This window comes from Serratia sp. CY74737 (genome assembly GCF_052166775.1).
In the GTDB taxonomy this organism is placed as follows: domain Bacteria; phylum Pseudomonadota; class Gammaproteobacteria; order Enterobacterales; family Enterobacteriaceae; genus Serratia; species Serratia ureilytica.
Genome location: NZ_JBJNOF010000007.1, coordinates 294171 through 317532 on the forward strand (window position 1 = coordinate 294171; position 23362 = coordinate 317532).

A 23362-nucleotide genomic window follows, 5' to 3' on the forward strand; every position below is an offset into this window, starting at 1 on the left:
GATTAACCCTTGCGCTAAGGCGCCTGATAATTGAACGTCGCGGTAAATCTTTTGGTTGTTTGCCCGGCGAACGCGTCGCTCGGGAATGGCTTCACTGAACTGATGCTTTGCAGGCTGCTCATCGCCGCGCGATTCAGCAGCATGCTGGCGGCTTTGTTGGCGATGCCGGAAGAGACCACCCGCCCGCTGCGATCGACCTCCAGCCACACCTCGACGTTGCCCTGCGGGCGCTCGAGGGAGGCCTGACGGCCGGTCGGGTAGCGCTTGCGCTGTTCCAGTTCGCGGCGCAAGGCCAGCAGATAGCCGTTTTCAATCGCCTGCGCATTCACCTTCGGCGCCGCCGGGGTGGCCGGTGCGGGCTGTGCCGCCGGTTTACTGACCAGCGCGCGCGGGGCGGCGGGCGCCGGCGTCGGTTTAGGCTTTTCCACCGGTTTGGCTTTCTCTTTCACCGGCTTGGGTTTGGGCTTCGGTTGCGGTTTCGGCACCGGCTTGGCTTCCACGATCGGTTCCGGCGCCGGCACCACCGGTTCGGGGATCGGCTCCGGCTCGGGCGGCGGCGGTTCGGGCTGGGGGTCCGGCGGCATTTGCGGTTGAGGTTCAGGCGCCGGTTCAGGCTCCACCAGCGCCAGTTCGATGGCGGTTTCGTCGTAGCGCGGCTGGATCTTCAGCGCCGCCTGCTGGCTGGCGAACAACAGGCAGCCGGCGACAATCAGCGCCGGCAACCAGCTGAAAAGATGACGTGAGCGATAGAGCAGATACATGTCACAGCTTCCGTGTCGCGATGGAGACGGAGAAGAAACCGCCCTGGCGCAGGTTATCCATGACCGCCACCAGCCGCTCGACCGCCACGCCTTTGTCGCTGTTGACGATGATGGTGGTGGTCTGGTTGGCCTGCTGCTGTTGCTTGAGCGTCGTGACCAACGCGTCGAGCGCGATCGGCTGGCCATCCAGCTGCAGCTGTTCGTCGGCCCCCAGCGTGATAATCGCTTTCTTCTGCGGTTTCAGCTGTTGCGCGCTGCCGGCGGACGGCAGCTGCGTTTTCAACCCGAGCGCCGGAATGACGTTCAGGCTGATCAAGACGAAAAACACCAATAAAAACATCATCACGTCGATCATCGGGATCAGTTCGATGTGCGCTTTGTTCTTTTTCGGTTCGTTCCAGTTACGCATGACACTCCCTCACAAAAGCGAAGCAGCCAATATAGGAGGGGTTTGTTTACCTTTTGTTACGCTTGTGTGATCTTATTTTCACAGTGCGGATTTTTTGCGAGAATTTTTTCAATGATTAACGACGGCAAGGGCTATATAACCCATTAATTAGCGATAGTTTTTATCGGAATAATTGCAATGTGGGCCTAACGCCGTGCGGATGACGAGACAATAAATGTGAAAATAGTGACAAGCTGCGCCAAGCGGCGGCGGCTTTGCCTCTCACCTTCCAGCGATATCTGCTATTTTTCCCAAGAACATTCCCAATCCCCCTCTTTAAAACACTCGCCAAAAATGAATGCACCTATATTTAACCAAATAATACCCTTCATTGAATAGAATATTGCCAATCAAATATCAGCTGTTATATTTTTAAAGTGAAATAGCGCTACGGCGTTATTTTAGAATTTAATTAAACCCACTAAGTCACCCTTTTATTTATAAGGATTGTATATGAAAGTACTTAGTCAATATGAAGAACAGTACGTTAGCGGTGGCGATCTGAACGCGGCCTGGGATGGGCTGTTGGACGGCGCCATGACCGGCGCGCTGATTGCAGGCAAATCCGCAGGCGCAGGCGGCTTTATTGCCGGTGCGGTCGGCCAATTGGTTGGCACCCTCATCGGCGGCGTTGCAGGCGGTGTGGGGCTGGGTCTTTATGGCCTGACGCATACGCAGCAGGAAGTGGCCGACTACGCGAAACATTTCCGCGAGACGATCGGCTCCACCTCGACCTCGGTCGGCGGCAGCCTGTAATAGAAATAAAATGGCCGCCGGCGCGGCGGCTATTTTATTTCTGACGCGCGGGGAATAAAAAAACCGTTAATCCCGGAGACGCGCCGGCGCAAATATCCTGACAGCACTTCGGTTCATAAAAAAAGACGCCCGCAGGCGTCTTCTTGGTATTGTCACTGAAGCCCGAGGCGATCAGTTCACTTTCACCGGCATACCGGAACGAGCCTTGATCGCCGCGTCCACTTCGCTCTGGTTGACGCCGGCGTCCATCAGCACTTTGCCGACCGGCGCGGAAATGGTCAGCGGCACCGGATCCTTGGATTGCAGCTGCTCTTCGTTGGCCGACAGCGGGTTGTGCACTTCCACGTAGCGCGAGCCGTCCGGTTCGACGGTGGCCTTCATCGGTTCGTTGATGAACTGCACGCGGGTGCCGACCGGCACGTTCTGGAACAGGTACTTGATGTCGTCGGCGCGCAGACGCACGCAGCCGTGGCTCACGCGCAGGCCGATGCCGAAGTTGGCGTTGGTGCCGTGAATGGCATACAGGCGGCCAACATACAGCGCATACAGCCCCATCGGGTTATCCGGGCCGGCCGGGAACACCGCAGGCAGGATCTCGCCGTCAGCCGCGTATTCGGCGCGCATTTTGGCGGTCGGCGTCCAGGTTGGGCCGTCTTTCTTGCGCTGCACGGTGGTGGTCCAGTTCAGCGGGGTGTCTTTACCCAGCTGGCCGATACCGATCGGCAACACCACGACGGTGTTGGAACCTTTCGGGTAGTAGTACAGACGCATTTCGGCGCTGTTGATGATGATGCCTTCACGCGGCGCGTCCGGCAGGATCAGCTGTTGCGGGATGGTCAGGGTGCTGCCGGCCTTCGGCAGGAACGGATCCACGCCCGGGTTGGCCTCCAGCATGTTGCTCAGCCCCATCTGATACTGGGCGGCGAAGCTTTCCAGCGGCAGTTTGCTGTCTTCCGGTACGGTGATTTGGATATTTTCGCCCACCAAACGGCTGTCTTTTGGCGGCAGCGGGTAGACGACGGCGAAGGCAGCCTGGCTGAATGCAACCAGTGCCGTAAACAGGGTTAATAACGCGCGAATGCTCATTTTCATCTTCGTGTTGGTCAAGGCCACTGGCGATTATGGGTATTGGTTTCTACGGCCACTTTTCCCCGTTGAATTTCAGCCGGCAGCCAACGGCGCTGCGGCCTGAAAAACCAGGGGGGATTTGACCGGATGCGCATTATATGTGCACATCAATCAAAGTGTGAACCATTACCGATGTAATATCGCAATTTTTTGTAACCTGACGCGCCACGAAGGCGATTTTCTGCGAGAACCGCCGCCTAACTGGCGGCGGCCAGCGCCTCCGCCCGCCGAATGGGGATCAGATATTCACAGCGGATCGCCGCGCCGCCAAGCGGGCAACTGCCCTCCTGCGCCGGGTAGAACCGCTCGATATCCTGCCCTGGCCGGCGGATGGCGTTCATCTGCGGCATGGCGGTGTCATACAGCCGGACAATAAAGTTTTGTAACCCTTCCGCCTGCCCCTGATAGGTGAAACGGGCGTACTCCCCCTGTTCGATGGTCACCCGTTCCCCCACCGCCCCTTCGTCCGGCAAAGCGGCGGTATACGCCATGCGCGGGCAGCCCCGACGCTGCCGGTCGATCTCCAGGCTGGTAAGGCCATACATCACCTCGGGCAGCGTCTGCGGCCGCAGCAATTGCCGCCAGGCATGGCGACGCAGCTCGCATTTGGAAGCCGCCAACTGCCCCAGCGTAAAGCTGCGGCGTTGCGTGTTGCCCACCAGCTGCATGGCGGGCAGCGTCACGATGTCGGCCTGCGGCAGCGGCGCTTCGGTCAGCCGCAGAGGCGGCTGCAGACCGTAGCTCGACCAATCCTGGCTGCGACGATAGCTGGCCGGCGGCAGACCGAACTGCTTGCGGAAGCAGCGGGTGAAGGTCTGCTGCGAATCGAACTGGTACGTATCGGCGATACAGGCCACGCTGGTGCCGGTCAGGCGCAGTTCGCGCGCGGCGGCGGTCAACCTTCTGCGGCGGGCGTACGTGCCGAGGATATGGCCGGTGTGCTGCTTGAACATCCGCTGCAAATGCCACTTGGAATAGCCGGATTTGGCGGCGATGTCGTCCAGCGTCAGCGGCTGATCCAGGCTCTGCTCGATCCAGGCCAGCAGCTGCTCAATCACCTGTTGCTGGTGCATGGTGTTCCCCTTATTTGCTCAGTAATGTCAGCGCCAACATCCTGCCTGCGGCTTCATCGGCGGCCACCAATATCGGATAGCCCCAGAACCTGGCGCCGTATTCGGCGAATGCTTCCGCCGCCGCGCGTTTGGCGTCGTCCGGTTCAAGCATGATCATGCCTTTCGCCCACCGCTTCAGCGCCGCGCGGTTATCGCGCTTCCACAGCGCTACCTGAGTGCGGGCGTCGCGATCGTGCTCTTCACCTTCATCGCCGACGCTGCGATCGGTCATCAGGACGAAAGGCTCGGCGCGCGCCAGCAGCGCGCTGAATTCAGCCAGCTCGGCCTGGGTATCGCGCCCGTTTCGGCGCATCCACACCAGCGGAAAATCGGCGGTATCGAGTGACATAATCAGTTTCCTCGCGAAAGGGTTTAGGACTGGCGCTTACTTTATCGGCACCGGCGCTAGACCACATTGCGCAATCAGGACATAATACTTTTCAATTCCGCCAAATTGAGAATTGTTCTCATGAAAGTCCAGATCCCACGCCGCAATATCGATATCGATCAGGTGCCGCGCCCGCTGTTCGCCGTGCAGAGTTCCACCATCGAGCAGGACTGGGAAGTCGAGCCGCATCGTCATCAAAAGGCGCAGCTGATCTATACCGTGCGCGGCATGATCCGCTGCGAAGTGGAAAACGGCCTGTGGCTGGTGCCGCCGCAGTGCGCGCTGTGGATGCCGGGCAACGTGTTGCACAACGCCCAGGGAGCCGGCTCGACCGAGGCTTACTGCCTGTTCGTCGATCAACACGTCGTCGCCGGCTTGCCGCAGAGTTGCTGCACGCTGTCGGTCTCGCCGCTGCTGCGCGAACTGCTGCTGCAGGCCACCACCTTCGAACCGCTCTACGACGAACAGGGCGCCGAAGGGCGCCTGACGGCGGTGTTGCTGGATCAGCTGGTGGCCGCGCCGATCGAGAATCTGCATCTGCCGGTATCCGACGACGCGCGCATACGGCAGTTGACCGAAGGCATGCTGAGCTGCCCGGCGGACAAATCCACCCTCGGCCAGTGGGCGCAGCGCATCGGCATGAGCGAGCGCTCCCTCAGCCGCACGTTACAACAACAGATGGGCATGAGCTTCGGCCACTGGCGGCGTCAGCTGCACGTGATGCTGGCGCTGCAGCGCTTGACGCAGGGCGAGAGCGTACAGACGGTGGCGCTGGATCTGGGTTACGAGAGCGCCAGCGGCTTCGTCACCATGTTCAGAAAGGCGGTGGGCAAACCGCCGGCGCGCTACCTGGCGGAACGCAACGCCGCCGGGCAACCTCCGGGCGGTGCGATCAGCATGTGAACGGCCGGCACCCGCGCCGGCCTGGCAAGAGGCGGATCAGAAGTCGTAGAACACCGTTATCCAGGTGGAATCCGGCTCGTTGTCGCTGCTGTTGGCCAGCGTGCGCTCCACATACACCGACAGACCGTAGCCGATGGTGGTGCCCGCGCCGAGGTAGACGTGGTTGGCGTGATACGCCTCGTCTCCCTTCAGCCGCAGCGAGTCCGCCGCGACGTAAGGCTGAACGGATTTGAGGAACGGCTTGTCGATATTGAAGGTGTAACCGACGAAGCCTTCCAGCCCGTAGCCGTCACCGGCGAAGAAGTGCGACAGCGTGCGCTGGCGGGTGCTCGGCACATAGTCTTTGTAATAGCTGGCGGTGCCGACGATGTACCAGTTGTTCGGCTGCCAGGTCAACGCGGTGCCGGACAGCTGCTGGTGATAATCCTTTTCGTTGTACAGATTATCTTTGATCTTCGCGTCGGTATAACTGTAGGCGGCGCTGAAGGTGAAATCCTTCGTCACCTTATAATCGAAGCCCAGCCCGCCACCGCCCTTGCGGCGGTAAATCAGGTTATCCGCGGTGTGCAGATCGTCTTCCGGCAATAAATAGTTGGCGTACAGCGTTACCGGCCCGAAATCATTGGTGTATTTGATGCTGTTTTTCGGTTTATTGCCGCCGTCATAATCGCCGGAAATACCGATGCCGGTGCCGCCCGCGTGGCCGTCGTTATCCCAGACGTCGCTTTTGATGCCGACCACGGAATAATAGATGCCGTACTGGTGGCCATAGGTCAGAGTGCCGTAACGATCGTCCTTGAAACCGGCGTACAGCTGGCGCTGATAGTCGCGTTTGCCGTCCTCATTGTAGTGCCCGTCCCAGCTGAGCGCGTGCGCCAGATCGACGCCCCATTCGTAATAGCCGATGATCGAGGTGTCCTGCGTCAGCGCATAGTCGCCGCTGAAGCGAAAACGCGTGCCGCCGTCGTGACCGTTTTTGTCATAGCCCGGCTCCGGGCCGTTATTGAAGATCCACTCGGGGCGAATGCTGCCGCCCACCTTTAAACTGAGAGGCGCCAGCAACACATTGCTCTGCGGGTTTTTATCCAGAATGGTGATCTCGGCCTGTGCGCCGGCGGATAACGCCGACAGCAAGACGCCGCCAATGAATATTGGCGTTGTATTCTTTCTCATTATTACCCCTGCCCGAAAAAATTATTGTTATAAACACGGTGGTCTTAAGCCACGCGGAAATAATTACCCGATGTCAACAGCGCACGCAAGATATAAAAATTCACGTCATAATCTGCCATTATTTCAGGTTGGATTTATTTTCAGAAGAAACGTGTTCACCTGTAACACGGAGAAAAATAATGTAATAACCGCAGCACGAAATAAACCAATCCGCATCTTTTACCCAAAATAACCCGGCGTGATTATCTGGGAATAAAGATAGCAAATAACAAATAAATATTATTGCCGCAGGTAAACCGTCACGCGAGGGAATTAATTAAAGGCGGGAAATAACGACGGAGCGCATTGCGCGCTCCGGGGAAAATCTCACTACTGCGCCAGCCAGCCGCCGTCCATGTTCCAGGCGGCGCCGCGCACCTGCGCCGCCGCGTCGCTGCACAGGAACAGCGCCAGCTCGCCGAGCTGCTCCGGCGTGACGAACGCTTGCGACGGCTGCTTCTCCGCCAGCAGCTCATCGCTCGCCCGCTGCGGATCGATGCCGGCGGCAATGCGCTTGTCGATCTGCTGTTGCACCAGCGACGTCAGCACCCAGCCGGGGCAGATGGCGTTGCAGGTCACGGGCGTGCGGGCGGTTTCCAGCGCCAGCGTCTTGGTCAGCCCCACCACGCCGTGCTTGGCCGCCACATAAGCCGATTTGTCTTTCGACGCTACCAGCCCGTGCACCGACGCCACGTTGATGATGCGCCCCCAGTTGCGCTCGCGCATGCCCGGCAGCGCCAACCGGCAGGTGTGGAACACCGCCGACAGGTTGATGGCGAGAATGGCGTTCCATTTCTCCACCGGGAACTGATCCAGCGGCGCCACGTGCTGAATGCCGGCGTTGTTCACCAGAATGTCCACGCCGCCGAACTCGCGTTCGGCATACTGCATCATGTCTGCTATCTGGGCCGCATCGCCGAGATCGGCGCCGTGATACCCCGGCGCGGCGCCCAGCCGGGCAACCTGCGCTTTCGCCGCTTCCACATCGCCAAAGCCGTTGAGGATCACGCGCACGCCGGCGGCGGCCAGCACGGACGCTATCCCGAGGCCGATGCCGCTGGTCGAGCCGGTCACCAGCGCGGTTTTGCCTTGTACACTCATGGTATCGCTCCTTTAAACAATGCCGGTCAGGTAGAACACGCCGATCACAAACAGCACCGCGGCGCTTTTGATCAGGGTGATGGCGAAAATGCCGCCATAGGCCTGCCGGTGGCTAAGGCCGGTGATCGCCAGCAGGGTGATCACCGCGCCGTTGTGCGGCAAGGTGTCCATGCCGCCGCTGGCCATCGAGGCCACCCGGTGCAGCACTTCCAGCGGAATCTGTGCCGCATGGGCGGCGGCCACGAAGTTATCGGCCATCGCCGCCAGCGCGATGCTCATGCCGCCGGAGGCCGACCCGGTGATGCCGGCCAGCAGGGTGACGCTGATCGCTTCGTTCAGCAGCGGATTGGGGATCGCCGACAGCGCCTGCGACAGCACCAAAAAGCCCGGCAGCGCGGCGATCACCGCGCCGAAGCCGTATTCGGAGGCGGTGTTCATCGCCGCCAGAATTGCGCCGCCGACCGCCGTCTTGCTGCCTTCCGCCAGCCGGCCGCGAATATTGCGAAAGCCGAACGCCACCACCAGCAGGATCCCCGACACCAGCGCCGCTTCCACCGCCCAAATGGCGGTGATCTTCGCCACGTCGGTGGTGATCGGCTTGGCCAGCCCCGGCAGCGTCAGCTCGTGACTGGCGCCGTACCACTGCGGGATCCAATGGGTGAAGCCAAGGTTGAATACCCCGACCAAAATCAACGGCAGGATAGCGATCAGCGGGTTCGGCAGGTTGATGTTGTCCGGGGTTTCCGGCTCGTTCAGCAGATCGCTGCCGTACCCCTCCCCCTTCAGCTGCGCCTTGCGCCGCTGGCGTTCAAGATACAGCAGACCGACCGCGATGATGAACAGCGAGCCGATCAGCCCCAGCCAGGGCGCGGCCCAGGCGTTGGTGCCGAAGAAGCTGGTCGGGATGATGTTTTGGATCTGCGGCGTGCCGGGCAAGGCGTCCATGGTGAAGGAAAAGGCGCCGAGCGCCACGGTGGCCGGGATCAGCCGCTTGGGAATGCCGCTCTGGCGGAACAGCTCGGCGGCGAACGGATAGACCGCGAACGCCACCACGAACAGCGACACCCCGCCGTAGGTCAGCAGCGCGCACACCAGCACGATCACCGGAATGGCGTGGCGTCGGCCGAGAATGCGGATCGCCGCCGCGACGATCGAACGGGAGAAGCCGGACAGCTCGATCAGCTTGCCGAATACCGCCCCCAGCAGGAACACCGGGAAGTAGAGCTTCACGAAGCCGACCATCTTCTCCATAAACAGCCCGGTGAAGGTCGGCGCCACCGCGCCGGGGTCGGTCAACAGCACCGCACCCAGCGCGGCGATCGGGGCGAACAAAATCACGCTGTAGCCGCGGTAGGCGGCCAGCATCAGTAATCCCAGTGCTGCCAGGGCAATCAAAACGCTCATCAGGCACCTCGCTATCGTTGTTATTGTCAGGTACGGCGTGCGAAATTACGGTTTCAGCGCAAAGCGCAGCTGATGCGCCCGTCGCCGTTGAATGCGTTCCCTGCGCGCTTCATCCCAAAGATAAAATCCCCGGCCGCTGCGCTGGCCGGTATCGCCGCGCTGCAGCCGCTGTTCCACCAGCGCCATCATCTCTTCACCGGTCGCCAGTTCCGGGAACAGGTGGCGGGCGATGTCCGCCACCGTCGCCAGCCCGGTCATGTCGGCGGCCTCCAGCGGGCCGACCATAGCGTAGCGCCGCCCCAGCGAGGCGCGCATCACCTGATCCACCACCTCGGCGCTGGCGATGCCGCTGTGGACGATGTGCAGCGCCTCACGCAGCACCGCAAACTGCAGCCGGTTGCCGACAAACCCCGGCGCGGCGCGCTCCAGCAGCACCGCCTCCAGCGCCATCTCGCCGAGCAGCGCCTGCACCGCCGCCAGATGGCGCGGCTCGGTGGCGCTGCCGGGCACGATCTCCACCAGCGGGATCAGGTGCGGCGGGTGCCAAAAGTGGGCGATCAGCAGCCGCTGCGGATGGGTCATGCGCGCCGCCAGCTCGTCCGGCGGCAAGCCGCTGGTGTTGCTGGCAATCACCGCGTCGTCAGCGATCAGCCCTTCCAACTGCTCATACAGCGCGTGCTTCAGCTCGAGCCGTTCCGGGATCGCCTCGATAAGCAGCCGGGCGTGCGCTACCGCGTTCAGATCGCCGGTCACGCGCAGCCGCGCCAGCGCCGCTTCGCGTTCGCCGCGATCAAACTGCCCGACATCGCTCAGCTCGGCCAGAATGCCGCTCGCCACTGCCGGCGCTTCCACCCGGCGCTGCGGATCCGGTTCATACAGCAGCACCTCATGGCCGTGGCGAATAAAGTGGGTGGCGATGCCCACCCCCATCAGCCCGGCGCCCAGTACCGCATAGTCAGATGACTGCATCGTGCCTTCCTCGGTTGTTTACGGGCGCTCTACCGCCAGCGCCACGCCCTGCCCGCCGCCGATGCACAGCATCACCAGCCCCTTGTTCACCTCGCGGCGCTGCATTTCGTACAGCAGCGACACCAAAATGCGGCAGCCGGACGCGCCGATCGGATGCCCCAGCGCGATCGCTCCGCCGTTGACGTTCACCCGCTCCGCCTCCCAGCCCAGTTCTTTACCCACCGCCAGCGCCTGCGCGGCGAAGGCTTCGTTGGCTTCGATCAGATCGACCACCTCCAGCCGCCAACCGGCTTTTTCCAGGCAGCGGCGCGCGGCCGGCGCCGGGCCGATGCCCATGATCGCCGGATCGACGCCCGACGAGGCGTAACCGGCGATGCGCGCCAGCACCGGCAAACGCAGCGCGGCGGCTTTTTCCGCGCTCATCAGCAGCACCACGGCGGCGCCGTCGTTGAGCGACGAGGCGTTGCCGGCGGTCACCGTGCCCTCTTTACGAAACGCCGGGCGCAGCCGCGCCAGCGCCTCCAGACTGGTGTCGCGCGGCTGTTCGTCGCGCTCGACGCGCAGCGCTTCGCCCTTCGGCTGCGGCACCGTCACCGGCGTGATCTCCTGCGCGAAACGCCCGGCCTGCTGCGCCGCCTGCGCCTTCTGCTGCGAGCGCAGCGCGAACCTGTCTTGTTCTTCTCTGCTGATGGCGTATTTCTCCGCCAGGTTCTCGGCGGTGATGCCCATGTGGTAGTCGTTGAACGCGTCCCACAGGCCATCGTGGATCACGCTGTCCACCATCTGCGCGTGGCCGAGGCGCAGGCCGGCGCGCGCGCCGGCCATCAGGTAAGGCGACTGGCTCATGCTCTCCTGGCCGCCGGCGATCACCGCCTCGGCGTCGCCGCTGCGGATCGCCTGCACCGCCAGATGCACCGCCTTCAAACCGGAGCCGCACACCTTGTTGATGGTCAGCGCCGGCGTTGTCACGGGCAGCCCGGCATTCAGCGCGGTCTGGCGCGCCGGGTTCTGCCCGCAGCCGGCGGTCAGCACCTGGCCGAGGATCACTTCATCGATCTGCTGCGGCGCCACGCCGCTTTGTGCCAGCAGCCCTTGCACCGCCGCCGTGCCCAGTTCCACCGCCGTCAACGGCGCCAGCGCGCCGTGAAAACTGCCGACCGGCGTGCGCGTTGCCGCCACGATCACCACTTCACGTTGTTGCACATTCACCTCCCGATTCAGAAACGCATTTCCGGCACTTGCTCCGGCACGATCAGCCGGCCGGCGGTTTTGGCGACAATCTCCGCCACGCTGACGCCTGGCGCGCGCTCGCGCAGCACGAAGGCGCCGTCTTCAATTTCCAGATAGGCCAGATCGGTCAATACTTTGCGGATGCAGTTGGCGCCGGTCAGCGGCAGCGTGCAGCGCGGCAGCAGCTTGGACTCGCCGCCCTTCGAGGCGTGGGTCATCACCACGATGATGTTCTCCGCCCCCGCCACCAGATCCATCGCACCGCCCATGCCCTTGACCATCTTGCCGGGGATCATCCACGAGGCGATGTTGCCCTCGACATCCACTTCAAACGCCCCCAGCACGGTCAGATCGACGTGGCCGCCGCGGATCATGGCGAACGACTGCGCCGAATCGAAGATCGACGCGCCGAGGCGTGCGGTGACCGTCTGCTTGCCGGCGTTGATCATGTCAGCGTCCAGCTGCTGCTCGGTCGGGAACTCGCCCATCCCCAGCAGGCCGTTTTCCGACTGCAGCATCACGTCCATGCCCGCCGGCACGTAGTTGGCCACCAGCGTCGGGATGCCGATGCCCAGGTTGACGTAGTAACCGTCACGCAGCTCTTGCGCCACGCGCTGCGCCATTTGTTCACGGGTAAGCATGCGAATTCTCCTTATGCCCGCAGGGTGCGTTGTTCGATACGCTTTTCGAAGGTGCCCTGAATCAGCCGATCGACATAGATGCCGGGGGTGTGGATCGCCGCCGGATCCAGCTCGCCCGGCGCGACGATCTCTTCCACTTCCACCACCGTGATGCGCCCGGCGGTCGCCATCAGCGGATTGAAGTTCTGCGCGGTGTGGCGGTAGATGACGTTGCCGAAGTGATCGGCCTTCCAGCCTTTCACGATGGCGAAATCGCCGGTGATGGCGGTTTCCATGATGTAGGGGCGGCCGTTGAACTCTCGCACCTCTTTGCCTTCGGCGATCGGCGTGCCGTAACCGGTGGCAGTGAAGAATGCCGGGATGCCGGCGCCGCCGGCGCGGATCTTCTCCGCCAGCGTGCCCTGCGGCGTGAGATCCACCTCCAGCTCGCCGCTGAGCGCCTGCTGTTCGAACAGCGCGTTTTCGCCGACGTAAGATCCCACCACCTTGCGGATCTGATGGGTTTCCAGCAGCCGCCCGAGGCCGAACCCGTCGACGCCGCAGTTGTTGGAAACCACCGTCAACCCGCGCACGCCGCGCCGGCGGATCTCTTCGATCAGATTCTCCGGGATGCCGCACAGGCCAAAGCCGCCCGCCAGCACCGTCATGTTGTCCGTCAGGCCTGCCAGCGCTTCCTGGTAGCTGCCGACGCGTTTGTCGAGCCCTGCCATATCGTTGCCCCTGCATGTTGCGGCGCAGGGCGAAATGCCCTGGCTTGTGTGAGGGCATCTTCAGGTCACAAAAATGATTTGTTAATTTTGTTTTTATGCCGCATTCATTTAGAATTTTTATTAATCACTCGTTAACCGACAATTAACAAAGAGTTAACGCCAACCAAAATGAAAATGAGCATCAAACAGTTACGCGCATTTTTAGCGGTAGCTCACACTCTGAATTTCGCCCAGGCCAGCGAGCGGCTGAATATTTCTCAGCCGGCGCTCAGCCTGGCGATCCGTGGGCTGGAAGACGCGCTGGGCGGGCCGCTGCTGCTGCGCACCACCCGCCGGGTGACGCTGACGCCGGAAGGAGAAACCTTCTTCCCGATGGCGCGCCAGCTGCTGGCGGATTGGGATAACGCGGAAGAGGCGATGCGTCAGCGCTTCACCCTGCAGATGGGCAAGGTGGCGCTCGCCGCCATGCCGTCGTTCGCCGGCAACCCGCTGCCACCCATCCTCAAGGCGTTTCGCGATCGCTATGCCGGCATCAACGTGGCGGTGCACGACGTCATCAACGAACAGGTGTTTGAAATGATCCGCGAAGGCCGGGTGGAGATGGGCATCGCCTTCGAGCCGGAGCCGAGCGACACCCTGCACTTCACCCCGCTGTGCCGCGATCGCTTTCTGGCGGTGGTGCCGAAGGATTCGGCGCTGGCGCGCAAGGCGCAGGTGAGCTGGAAGGAACTGCTGACGCTGGATTTCATCACCCTGCAGCGGCCATCGGCGGTGCGGCTGCTGCTGGAGCAGGAACTGGCCCGCAGCGGGCGAACGCTGGAGGTGGCGTTTGAGAGTCACCAGTTGGTGACGGTCGGGCGCATGGTGGCCAACGGCCTCGGCGCCAGCGCGGTGCCGGCGCTGTGCGAGCAACAGATGGATGAGCTGGGGGCGGTCTGCGTGCCGCTGATCGGCCCGATCATCGAACGGCGCGTGGGCCTGATCCGCCTGGCGCAGCACCAACTCTCTTCCGCCGCGCAGGCGCTGGCGACGGTAATCGAACGGGAGATGGCGGGGAGTGGCGGGTAAAGCGGCACCAGCATTTTCAGATGATTCTCCGATCGAGAGCGTGAGCCAGAACCTGTTACCACCCTGTAGAAAATGTTAAGTTTCCTAAAAATAAGGAGGCTTTTCGACATGGAACAGAAGTCCAGCAGCATCGCACCGGGCTATTGCATCGCCCAACAAACCGGCCCGCTCGCCTTCCACGCTAACTACCTGTTCGGTGGCAAGCCATCGGAAGCGGCACGCTTTTTTATGCAGCTCAATGCCGATACGCCGCTGGTTCAACCGGGGCAAATGCTGATCGTCGCCGATCCGCGCAATCATAATCAATCTACGCAGATCGCCGCCCTGATGCAGGCCAAGAGCCGCACCAGCAAAGCGGTGAAAGCCGGTGACAGCGATTTCTCTACCTTCTTGCACCGCAATTACGCCGCTATCGCCGCCTTCACCAGCTATGGGGAAACGGTCGTCGGGCTGGCTTCAGATGCCGGAGAACGCTACTTCAGCCAGATCAAAAATATCCTGGTCGAGATTGAAAAAACCTACCAAAATCAGTTCCGCACGAGTGGCGCGTTGATTGGCACCCAGTTTCAGGTGGAACGAGCGCGGCTGTTCGGTACATTAAAACCGTTACTGAATCGCCTTACTCGTGCTCAACTCAATATGAAAGAGTATGCGCAAATCAAACACGCGCTGGGGCTCTCCAGTAAATCGCTGGTGCATGAATGGAGCACCGCCGGCGTCGGCGCCATCAAGGGTTATTCGAACTACGTCGACAGCGCCAGCCGGGCGGCCAAGTTTATGAAAGCCGGCGGCTGGATCGGCATCGGATTGAGTGGGCTGAATACCACCAACGACGTCTACAACGCCTGCACCACCGGTCGCGAACAGGAGTGCGCCAAGATCGCGGTGAAGGGATACAGTCATTTTGCGGCAAGTACTGCGGCGGGGATTTTGGGGGGTGAAGGCGGTGCGATGTTAGCAATGACGGCTTGTAGTATCGTCTTAGGCGCCTCCACGTTTGGTACCGGTATTTTAGCTTGTGGTATAGCAGGCGCTGCTCTGGGTGGCGCAGCTGGCAGTTGGGGTGGCGGTGCAGCCGCCGACAGCATTACTGGTTTCATTTTTGGTGAATAATGAAAATCGCTATCGTCCTGTTCTTCACTCTGACATTGATTAGCGCCCTGGTGCAGTACCTTTACTATCGGCGCTATAAAGACGAATTTTCTGAATTCTATCAACGTTATGTGCAAAGCGCCCATCCCTTGCCTCCATTTGTCATCTTCGCGGATAACCTTGGTTTGCTCGGTGTGTCTATCAAAGCACAATGGTTCCGTTGGGTATTGAATGGCAGAAAAATAAAGATAGGGAAAAACGCTTTTCTGAGCCCTAAAACCTACGAATTCGTGAATGAAAACACATCTCAACATCTGAAGAGCTGGATTCGAAAAGACTTCATCTTAAGCGTGCTGAAAATGGGGTGTTTGGCGTTGATGTGTATCTTTGCTTTTTTGAGTAAGGCATAACGCCCCTTGAACCTTAGCCGGGGGCTTATGAAAACAGCATCACTTATTGCAGCCGTGCTGCTCTTAGTTTGTTGGCTTGCTCAATATATTTACTCTCGTCGCTATAAACGCGAGTTTGATGTTTTTTATCAACTCTATACCCAACAGGGCCACTTTGTCCCTGCTCACGTCGCAATTGCCGATGGCCTTGGCTCTTTAGGTACTTCCATCAAAGTCCAATGGTTCAGATGGATCCTTTGCGGCAAGAAAATCAAGGTGAAGAAAAACCAATATCTTCCCGCCAAGACCTATGAATTTGTTCGTCTTTCATCATCTGAACGCTTGCAGACCTGGATGAAAAACAACGGCACGCTTTTGGCGCTGGAAGGCGTGCTCTTCATCATGGCATTGATCTTTATGATGATAGCGAGAATATCGTGATTCAGGCTACTCAATGAAAACCCTTGTCATATTATGCTTAACGCTGCTGGTTTTAAGCGCCTTCATTCAGTTCATTGGCTACCGGCGCCATAAAAAAGAGTTTGACGCGTTCTATCAGCGTTACGCCGGCAGCGGACATTTTATTCCGCCCTACGTCGCCTTTGCCGACGGCCTCGGTATGCTAGGTACCTCATTGAAGGCACAGTGGTTTCTTTGGATTCTGAAAAGGAAAAAAATAAAAATAAGGGATCAAGTTTGGCTCGATGCGAAAACCTACGATTTCGTGCAAAAAACCGCCTCTCCTGAGCTACAGAAGTGGCTGGCGATGGACTTTATACTTTTGCTCGTAGAGGCTATTATTACCACCGTGGGTTGTATTTTTATTTACCTCATCAAGCATCAAGGTTGAGCAGACGCCTTGCTCCCCTCCACCGCCTGCACCGCCGCCTTCTGCGTGGCGCGCTGATATAAGCACAGCTCCCTGCCCGGCTGGTTTTTCATAAACGGCTGCGGGTAGCGCCCACCGATAAACAGCGCCGAATAGCCGACGTCATCACCGTAGTGAATAATCTCCCCTTCCACCCTGGCGTTTTTTAGCCCGCTGGCTTTCAGGCAGGCGGCGCGCATCGCCCGTTCGCTCTCGGCCCACGCCTGTGGGGAAGACGCGGTGGCGTGGAACGCGGCCAGCGCAGCGATAAGCAGCCCTATTCTCTTCATCGTTATCTCTCCTTCTACGGCCCGTCTCGCCAGTATAGACCGTGCCGACCCGGCCAACCCGCCGCGCTCTTTACGGCATTTTTATTCCGCGCCCCGTTAACGTTACGGCGTTTTTACAGACAGTTTTTGCCGCCGCAGATACCCTTTTCACATCGCCGCTATGGCCTCACAAGAGAGTTGTCTCATGCGTTTATCCCTGCCTCTGGCCGTGACCGGTCTTCATTCTGGAGCGCGCCATGCATTCTAATATCATCGGGTTCAATCCGCTGCTGGCGGAGCTGCCCGCATCGCCGACGCGCACCTTCCGCAAAGAGCTGGAACACTACCTGCAGCGCTATCCGGATACCGAACAGCTGGATATTTATCTGCACGATCTGAACGGCCAGCTGCGCGGCAAGCGCCTGCCGATCGCCGAAGCCTTTGGCCTGGAAAAAGGCTGCTACTTCCCGCTGTCGATCTACGCCCTGGATCTGCACGGCCGGGTGATTGAAGAAAGCGGGCTGGGGCAACGGGCGGGCGAGCCGGATCGGCTGTGCTTGCCGGTGCCCGGCACGCTGCGCCCCTGCGCGCGCGATCCCGAACGCCACGCCCAGCTGCTGCTGACGATGCAAAACGCCGACGGCGACGCCTGCGAGCTGGAACCGCGTGTGGTGCTGCAACGGGTGCTGAAGCGCCTGCACGAGCGCAACTGCTTCCCGGTGGTGGCGGCCGAACTGGAGTTCTACCTGCAGGATCCGCAGCGCCCCGCCGAGGCGGAAGCCTGCCCGACGCAGAGCTTCGCGGTGGATGCGCCCGAGCGCCACCATGCGCTGCTGAGCGACATCGAACGGCACGCGCGGCTGCAAAGCCTGCCGCTGACCGGCGTGGTGGCCGAAGCCGCTTCCGGCCAGTACGAGCTGAACCTGCATCACAGCCGGCGCGTGCTGGAAGCCTGCGACCAGATCATGGCGCTGAAGCGCCTGACGCGGCAGATTGCCGAGCAACATCACCAGCACGCCTGCTTTATGGCCAAGCCCTGCGCCCATGCCGCCGGCAGCGGGCTGCATTTTCACATCAGCCTGCAGAACGAGCACGGCGAGAACCTGCTGACCGGCGCGCCGGGCGAACTGAGCGACAACATGCAGCAGGCGATGGCGGGCATGCTGGCGCTGATGCCGGCGTCGATGGCGATCCTGGCGCCCAACATCAACGCCTTTCGCCGCTTCCGCCCCGGCATGCACGTGCCGCTGCGCGCCTCCTGGGGCCACAACAATCGCACGGTGGCGCTGCGCCTGCCCTGCGCCGACAGCGCCAACCAGCGCATCGAATACCGCCTGGCCGGCGCCGACGCCAACCCCTATCTGGCGCTGGCGGTGATGCTCGGCGGCCTGCTGCATGGGCTGGAACACCCGCTGCCGCTGCCGCCCGCCGCCAACGGCTGCGAGAGCGACAACGCCGCGCCCTTGCCGCTCGGCCAGCAGGAAGCGCTGGCGCTGTTCCGCCACAGCGATCCGCTGCGCGAACTGCTCGGCCCGGCGTTCTGCACCCTGTGGCACACCTGCAAAAGCGCCGAACTGCACCGCTTCGAGGAACAGGTCACCGCCGCCGAACTCGGCTGGATGCTGTAACCGCCCACTGATTCGTTAACTTAAGGATAATCATGAATATGCAACCGCAACGGGCGCCCGCACAGCCGCTGCTCTGCTGGCGCAAAGGCGTTTTTCATATCAGCACCGATCGGCAGTTGTTGGATATCGACGCGATCCAGCGTTTTCTCAGCCTGCCGGATCGAGCGGCGGCGGAGCGCCTGGCGCGCCACGGCCTGTGCTTTGGCCTTTACCGCAAGCGCCACCAGCTCGGCTTCGCCCGCATGGTGACCGATTACGCCACCTTCGCCTCGGTGAGCGAACTGTTCGTCAGCGCCGAATACCGCGGCGTCGGGCTGGGAAGCTGGCTGGCGCGCTGCTGCCTGGCGCATCCGGCATTGCGCGGCCTGCGCGTCACGCTGCCCGCGCTGCAAGCGCCCTGGCGCGCCGACTGCGCGGCGCACGCCCCGCGCGCCCTTCACTGATAAGGAGGCCCCATGTCTCGTTTGGTGCTGATTTCCAACAAGCAGTGCGACGGCAAGGATCTGGCCTGCGCCGGCCGGACGCTGGCGGCCGACGCAGAACCGGGGCTGTGGCTCGGCTGGAACGGCGACGTACAGAATTTCGCGCAGCGCCCGATCCACTGCCGTCAAGACGCCGGTTACGATCAGGTGACCTTCCCGCTGTCGATCGAAGAGTTTCGCCGCCACTATCAGGGCTACTACCACGACGGCCTGTGGCCGGTGTTCCACAACCAGCCGGAGAAGGCGCACTTCACGCCGGAAAACTACCGCGCCTACCGGCAGCTGAATCGCCGTTTCGCCGATATCGCCTGCGAACACCTGTGCCCGGGCGACATCGTCTGCATCGACGATTACCAACTGCTGCCCTGCGCCCAGGCGCTGAAGGAACAGGGGCTGCTGAACGACTGCGCGTTCTTTTTCCATCTGCCGTTCCCGTCGGCGGCGCTGCTGCGGCGCATCCCGGAACATCGCCAGCTGATCGCTTCGCTGCTGTTCTACGATCTGATCGGCTTTACCACCACCGACGATCGCAACGCCTTTCTCAACTGCCTGGCGGCCGAGTTTCCGCTGGAGATGCTGCCCGACGACCAGATCCAGGCCAACGGCCATCTCTTCGCCACCGGCATTTTCCCCGCCGGCATCAACGGCAGGCAGGTTTATTAATGTTACGGCGCGCGGTATTCAGGCGCGCCGTTTTATTTCGCCGCGATTTATTTTCACCGCATTTACCGCCATCAAAATAGGTTATTTTATTTTCTGAATATAGCGATTAAAAAATGAATATTCATCCTGTTACATATCAACCGTAAAAACCGCGCGCCGCCAATTGCTTTTTATTAGCAAAACACATTACCCTCTCCGTGCCATATTTAAACCGAGGAGGGCCCTATGGGCGATGAAAGTTTTAGTTTTACGCTAATGCTATTGGGCACCTTTCAGTAATGCCATCCACGTTGCATTCTGAAAGATACGGAATGCGGCAACCGCTCCCCTTCTGACGGCCTTTCCCGCTCTGCCTGCCCGCCCATCGCCTCGCTGCGAAAATAACGTTTGTCTCAACCGCTGTGGCGGTATTTATCTGATGTCGCCGGGCCTATTACCCGAGCGCCGACGGATTTCTTATGGGAAAAATAAGGTATTGCGTTATGCAAAATAACCGGGGTACATCTGTTTTCAGAAAGTCTTATTTAAATGACTTTATCGTTATCGCCATCGGCGTTTTCTTCATTGCCTTTTTTATTCGCGCGTGGGGCGACATGCACGGCGACTTCAATGAACAAAACGTCTCTGCCATTAGTCTCGATGCCTGGAACCTGCTTTATTATTCGCTCAGAACCAGCATGCGTTTTCTCCTCGGCATGGCCTGGTCGCTGCTGTTTTCTGTGGTGTTCGCCGTGCTGGCCGCGCGCTATGCGCCGCTGCGCCGGGTGATCTTGCCCTTCGTCAACTTTATGGAGTCGGTGCCACTGGTGGGGTTCCTGACCTTCACGACCGTGTACTTTCTCAACCTCTACCCACACAGCGTGATGGGGCTGGAGTGCACCGCCATCTTCGCGGTGTTTACCGGCCAGGCCTGGAACATGATGCTGACGCTGTATCAGACGCTGCGCATCGTGCCCAAGGAGCTGGACGAAGCCGCCCGCAGCTTCAATTACAACCCGTGGCAACGCTTCTGGCGGCTGGAATTCATCTATTCGGTGCCGGGCCTGCTGTGGAACGCCATGGTGTCGCAATCCGCCGCCTGGTTCGCCCTGGTGGCCTCCGAAGCCATTCCGGTCGGCGATCGCTCGGTCGAACTGCCCGGCGTCGGCTCCTATATCGCCGAAGCGCTGGCGCAGCAAAACGTGCCGGCGATCCTGTATGCGATCGTCGCGCTGGCCGCCAACATCGTGCTGCTCGATCAGCTGGTTTTCCGCCCGCTGGTGCGTTACACCGCCCGCTTCAAATACGAAGACGTTACCGCCAATCGGGCGCTCGGCAATCCGTGGTTCTACAACAGTCTGGCCTTTTCGCACGTCGGCGCGGCGCTCGGCCGCACGCTGCGCGCGCTGGCTGATCTGTGGCTGTTCAAGCTGCCGCGGCTGTGGTACGCCCTCGGCCTGCACCGCCTGTTTCGCCTCGCCGCCAAAGGCAATTGGCTGTGGCGCAGCCTGTGGTATCTCGGCGTGGTGCTGGCCTGCGTCTGGTTCGGTTACCGGCTGTGGGAATACTTCCCCAAACAGTACTTCGCCATGCTGCCGGAGTGGATGCTGCTTACCACCGCGCGCGTGGCTGCGGCCATGCTGCTCAGCGTGGCGATCTTCACGCCGCTGGGGGTGTGGATCGGCCTGAATCCGCGCCTGGTGAAGATCTTCCAGCCGATCATCCAGATCCTGGCGGCCATTCCGCCCAACATTTTCTACCCGCTGATCGCCGCCTTCATCGCCATTTATCATCAGGATCTCGGCTGGTGGGCCATTCCGATGATCATGCTGGGCACCCAGTGGTACGTGTTGTTCAACGTGATCGCCGGCGTTTCCGCCATTCCGACGCAGATCACCGAGGTCAGCGAAACCTTCGGGCTGCGCCGTTTCCGCTGGTGGCGCTACTACATGCTGCCGGCGATCTTCCCCTACATCGTGACCGGCATCATCTCCGCCGCCGGCGGCGCCTGGAACAGCGCCATCGCCGCCGAAGTGATCCAGTGGGGCAGCACCACCCTCAGCGCCACCGGGCTGGGCGCGTTCATTTCCGTCGTCACCGACGCCGGCAAGAACCCGGAGTCCGCACTGGGCTGCGCCGCGATGTGCGCGCTGGTGGCGCTGTGCATCATCTTCGTCTGGCAACCGCTGTATCGCATTGCGGAAACCAAATTCAAATATGACTGATCAAGGGGGAACAACATGCTGACTCAAGACGTGATTATCAGCGCCCGTCGATTGAACAAGACGTTTATCGGCGAAAACAAGCGCCCCACCTCCGTGCTGCGCGACGTGTCGCTGACCGTGCACGCCGGCGAGTTCGTCACCATTCTGGGGCAATCCGGTTCGGGTAAGTCCACGCTGCTGCGCATGCTGGCCGGGCTGATCCCGCCGGACAGCGGCACGCTCACCCTGGCGGGCAAACCGGTCTGCGGCCCGAGCGCCAACGCCGCCATGGTGTTTCAATCCTACGCGCTCTACCCCTGGCTGACGGTGTACGACAACATCGCCTTCGGCCTGCTAGCGCAAAAGCTGCCGCCGCAGACGATCGCCGAGCGGCTGGAGGCGCTGCTGCGCCTGGTGGGGCTGAGCGGCTATGAGCACGCCTGGCCGCGCGAGCTGTCGGGCGGCATGCGCCAGCGCGTGGGCTTCGCCCGGGCGTTGGCGGTAGAGCCCGATGTCTTGCTGCTGGACGAGCCCTTCTCCGCCCTCGATATCTTTACCGCGCAAAAACTGCGCAGCGATCTGCTGGCGCTGTGGGGAGATAACCGGCTGCGCACGCGCGCCATGGTGATGGTGACGCACGACGTCGAAGAGGCGGTGCTGATGTCCGATCGGGTGCTGATCCTGGACGCGACCAGCAAACGTATCGATGACGAATTCAGCATCAATATTCCCCGCGCGGCGCGCAACCGGGACAGCCTGCGGCACCTCACCGATCGGATCCGCAGCTGCCTGTACAAAAAAATCGCGCGGGCGCAACCGGCCGGATAAGGCCGCATTTTCGTTAACTCAGGGTAGTGAAATGAAACATAAAAGCTTACTGATGGCGCTGGTCATCCTGATGCCGGCGGCCGCCGCCGGGGCAGAAATCGTCAATAAAGACGGCAATAAACTGGATCTGTACGGTCAACTGAACGGGGTGCATTACTTCAGCAGCGATGCCGACAATAACGGCGATCGCTCCTACACCCGTTTTGGTTTCAAAGGCGAGACGCAGATCGCCGACGGGCTGACAGGGTATGGCCAATGGGAATATCAGGCGGGGCTCGATCAGGCGGAAAGCGCCGGGCCGGGCAATAGCTATACCCGGCTGGGCTTCGCCGGGCTGACGTTCGGCCGCTGGGGCAGCCTGGACTACGGCCGCAACTACGGCCTGCTGTATGACGTGGCCGGCTGGACGGACGTGCTGCCCGAATTCGGCAACGACAGCTACGAAGCGGCCGACAACTTTATGACCGGCCGCGCCAACGGCCTGCTGACTTACCACAACCGCAGCCTGGGCGGGCTGTTGGACGGTCTGGATCTCGGCCTGCAATATCAGGGGAAGAATCGGGGGGACGACGCTCTGCGGGCGAAGGATATTCAGACGCAAAACGGCGATGGCTACGCCTTTTCCGCCACCTACGACACCGGCGTGGGGCTCAACGTTGGCGCCGCCTACGCCAACTCTGCGCGCACCCTGGCGCAGCAGCGCTTCGGCCTGGCTGACGGCGATCGCGCCCGGGCCTGGACGCTGGGGCTGAAATACGATCTGGACAACCTCTACCTGGCGGCCAGCTATGCGCGCACCGAAAACATGACCTATGTCGACGGCGATCGCTACGCCGGCTTCGCCCCCCGCGCGGACGCCGTTGAGGCGGTCGCGCAGTATCACTTCGATTCCGGCGTCACGCCCTCGGTGGCCTACCTGCAAACGCGCGGCCGTAACCTGCCCGGCATCGGCGACGCCGATCTGGTCAAATACCTGGATTTGGCGCTGAACTACAGCTTCAACGCCAATATGTCGACCTACGTGGAGTACAAGCTCAACCTGCTGCAACGGCAGAACGCCGTCGGCGCCGGCGCCGACGACATTGTCGAAACCGGCATCATGTATCAGTTCTGACCCGATACCGGCCGC

At 61.0% G+C, this 23362-nt stretch carries 25 protein-coding genes and 1 pseudogene; 13 read left to right on the forward strand and 13 right to left on the reverse strand.

All coding sequences use genetic code 11. The annotated features are described in order from the left end of the window. Positions 1–14: 14 nt before the first annotated feature. On the reverse strand, positions 15–761 hold the full coding sequence (locus tag ACJ8PE_RS12710; protein WP_033651387.1) for an energy transducer TonB: 747 nt from the start codon (positions 759–761) through the stop codon (positions 15–17). A gap of 1 nt (position 762) precedes the next feature. Continuing rightward, positions 763–1170, reverse strand: coding sequence for an ExbD/TolR family protein (locus ACJ8PE_RS12715; protein WP_021504179.1), 408 nt, complete (start codon positions 1168–1170; stop codon positions 763–765). 492 nt (positions 1171–1662) lie between these two features. On the opposite strand from ACJ8PE_RS12715, the gene ACJ8PE_RS12720 reads away from it, so the two are divergent. Further along, positions 1663–1965 (forward strand): DUF5862 family protein, encoded by a 303-nt coding sequence (locus ACJ8PE_RS12720; RefSeq protein ID WP_033651388.1) that lies wholly within the window; start codon positions 1663–1665, stop codon positions 1963–1965. Positions 1966–2139: 174 nt separating this feature from the next. Here ACJ8PE_RS12720 and ACJ8PE_RS12725 read toward each other — a convergent pair. The 3 genes and pseudogenes from ACJ8PE_RS12725 to ACJ8PE_RS12735 all read right to left on the reverse strand — a co-directional run. Next, positions 2140–3057: pseudogene (locus ACJ8PE_RS12725) on the reverse strand (L,D-transpeptidase family protein); the annotation flags it as partial. Positions 3058–3290: 233 nt separating this feature from the next. Then, a complete protein-coding gene (locus tag ACJ8PE_RS12730; protein WP_047025153.1) occupies positions 3291–4166 on the reverse strand; it encodes a helix-turn-helix domain-containing protein in 876 nt (291 codons plus the stop codon). Positions 4167–4176: 10 nt separating this feature from the next. Next, complete coding sequence (locus tag ACJ8PE_RS12735; RefSeq protein ID WP_099785679.1) at positions 4177–4554, reverse strand: hypothetical protein; 378 nt, start codon at positions 4552–4554, stop codon at positions 4177–4179. Between the two features lie 120 nt (positions 4555–4674). On the opposite strand from ACJ8PE_RS12735, the gene ACJ8PE_RS12740 reads away from it, so the two are divergent. Beyond that, positions 4675–5496 (forward strand): AraC family transcriptional regulator, encoded by an 822-nt coding sequence (locus ACJ8PE_RS12740; protein ID WP_197761299.1) that lies wholly within the window; start codon positions 4675–4677, stop codon positions 5494–5496. Between the two features lie 36 nt (positions 5497–5532). Here the strand turns inward: ACJ8PE_RS12740 and ACJ8PE_RS12745 are convergent, their stop codons facing one another. The 7 genes from ACJ8PE_RS12745 to ACJ8PE_RS12775 all read right to left on the reverse strand — a co-directional run bounded on the left by ACJ8PE_RS12745 (position 5533) and on the right by ACJ8PE_RS12775 (position 12763). After that, positions 5533–6669 (reverse strand): porin, encoded by a 1137-nt coding sequence (locus ACJ8PE_RS12745; protein WP_046688171.1) that lies wholly within the window; start codon positions 6667–6669, stop codon positions 5533–5535. A gap of 369 nt (positions 6670–7038) precedes the next feature. Continuing rightward, on the reverse strand, positions 7039–7809 hold the full coding sequence (locus ACJ8PE_RS12750; protein ID WP_197793650.1) for a 3-hydroxybutyrate dehydrogenase: 771 nt from the start codon (positions 7807–7809) through the stop codon (positions 7039–7041). A gap of 12 nt (positions 7810–7821) precedes the next feature. Next, complete coding sequence (locus ACJ8PE_RS12755) at positions 7822–9216, reverse strand: GntP family permease (RefSeq protein ID WP_442536764.1); 1395 nt, start codon at positions 9214–9216, stop codon at positions 7822–7824. A 42-nt stretch (positions 9217–9258) separates the two neighbouring features. Beyond that, positions 9259–10182, reverse strand: a complete 924-nt coding sequence (locus ACJ8PE_RS12760; RefSeq protein ID WP_273873347.1) for a 3-hydroxyacyl-CoA dehydrogenase family protein — start codon at positions 10180–10182, stop codon at positions 9259–9261. An 18-nt stretch (positions 10183–10200) separates the two neighbouring features. Next, entirely contained in the window at positions 10201–11385 is a 1185-nt protein-coding gene (locus ACJ8PE_RS12765; protein WP_404769010.1) for an acetyl-CoA C-acetyltransferase, read from the reverse strand. A 14-nt stretch (positions 11386–11399) separates the two neighbouring features. Further along, the gene (locus ACJ8PE_RS12770) at positions 11400–12053 is read right to left on the reverse strand and encodes a CoA transferase subunit B (protein ID WP_019453268.1); all 654 of its coding nucleotides are present in this window, start codon (positions 12051–12053) and stop codon (positions 11400–11402) included. 11 nt (positions 12054–12064) lie between these two features. Beyond that, positions 12065–12763, reverse strand: coding sequence for a CoA transferase subunit A (locus tag ACJ8PE_RS12775; protein WP_004933280.1), 699 nt, complete (start codon positions 12761–12763; stop codon positions 12065–12067). A gap of 168 nt (positions 12764–12931) precedes the next feature. Here ACJ8PE_RS12775 and ACJ8PE_RS12780 point away from each other — a divergent pair, with 168 nt between their 5' ends. The 5 genes from ACJ8PE_RS12780 (at position 12932) to ACJ8PE_RS12800 (ending at position 16162) form a co-directional block, all read left to right on the forward strand. Further along, a complete protein-coding gene (locus ACJ8PE_RS12780) occupies positions 12932–13831 on the forward strand; it encodes a LysR family transcriptional regulator (RefSeq protein ID WP_197775024.1) in 900 nt (299 codons plus the stop codon). Positions 13832–13939: 108 nt separating this feature from the next. Further along, complete coding sequence (locus tag ACJ8PE_RS12785) at positions 13940–14944, forward strand: hypothetical protein (protein WP_099785689.1); 1005 nt, start codon at positions 13940–13942, stop codon at positions 14942–14944. After that, entirely contained in the window at positions 14944–15333 is a 390-nt protein-coding gene (locus ACJ8PE_RS12790) for a hypothetical protein (RefSeq protein WP_072626664.1), read from the forward strand. Before ACJ8PE_RS12785 ends, ACJ8PE_RS12790 begins: the two co-directional genes overlap by 1 nt. Before the next feature lie 27 nt (positions 15334–15360). After that, entirely contained in the window at positions 15361–15753 is a 393-nt protein-coding gene (locus ACJ8PE_RS12795) for a hypothetical protein (protein WP_099785691.1), read from the forward strand. A 13-nt stretch (positions 15754–15766) separates the two neighbouring features. Beyond that, entirely contained in the window at positions 15767–16162 is a 396-nt protein-coding gene (locus ACJ8PE_RS12800; protein WP_099785693.1) for a hypothetical protein, read from the forward strand. On the opposite strand, the gene ACJ8PE_RS12805 is transcribed toward ACJ8PE_RS12800, so the two are convergent. Next, positions 16153–16470 carry a hypothetical protein gene (locus ACJ8PE_RS12805; protein WP_069100379.1) on the reverse strand — a complete coding sequence of 106 codons (318 nt, stop codon included), beginning with the start codon at positions 16468–16470 and terminating at the stop codon, positions 16153–16155. The two genes, ACJ8PE_RS12800 and ACJ8PE_RS12805, sit on opposite strands and share 10 nt — an antisense overlap. Positions 16471–16706: 236 nt before the next feature. Between ACJ8PE_RS12805 and ACJ8PE_RS12810 the strand changes: the two genes are divergently transcribed. The 6 genes from ACJ8PE_RS12810 to ACJ8PE_RS12835 all read left to right on the forward strand — a co-directional run bounded on the left by ACJ8PE_RS12810 (position 16707) and on the right by ACJ8PE_RS12835 (position 23347). Next, positions 16707–18077, forward strand: a complete 1371-nt coding sequence (locus tag ACJ8PE_RS12810; RefSeq protein ID WP_197776636.1) for a glutamine synthetase family protein — start codon at positions 16707–16709, stop codon at positions 18075–18077. A 32-nt stretch (positions 18078–18109) separates the two neighbouring features. Continuing rightward, positions 18110–18520 (forward strand): GNAT family N-acetyltransferase, encoded by a 411-nt coding sequence (locus ACJ8PE_RS12815; RefSeq protein ID WP_116286747.1) that lies wholly within the window; start codon positions 18110–18112, stop codon positions 18518–18520. Positions 18521–18532: 12 nt separating this feature from the next. Then, the gene (locus tag ACJ8PE_RS12820; RefSeq protein ID WP_033641725.1) at positions 18533–19222 is read left to right on the forward strand and encodes a trehalose-6-phosphate synthase; all 690 of its coding nucleotides are present in this window, start codon (positions 18533–18535) and stop codon (positions 19220–19222) included. A gap of 482 nt (positions 19223–19704) precedes the next feature. After that, entirely contained in the window at positions 19705–21426 is a 1722-nt protein-coding gene (locus tag ACJ8PE_RS12825) for an ABC transporter permease (protein ID WP_033641724.1), read from the forward strand. A gap of 15 nt (positions 21427–21441) precedes the next feature. After that, positions 21442–22233 carry an ABC transporter ATP-binding protein gene (locus ACJ8PE_RS12830; protein WP_197775750.1) on the forward strand — a complete coding sequence of 264 codons (792 nt, stop codon included), beginning with the start codon at positions 21442–21444 and terminating at the stop codon, positions 22231–22233. Positions 22234–22264: 31 nt separating this feature from the next. Then, on the forward strand, positions 22265–23347 hold the full coding sequence (locus ACJ8PE_RS12835) for a porin (protein ID WP_404769009.1): 1083 nt from the start codon (positions 22265–22267) through the stop codon (positions 23345–23347). The last annotated feature ends 15 nt before the right edge of the window (positions 23348–23362 follow it).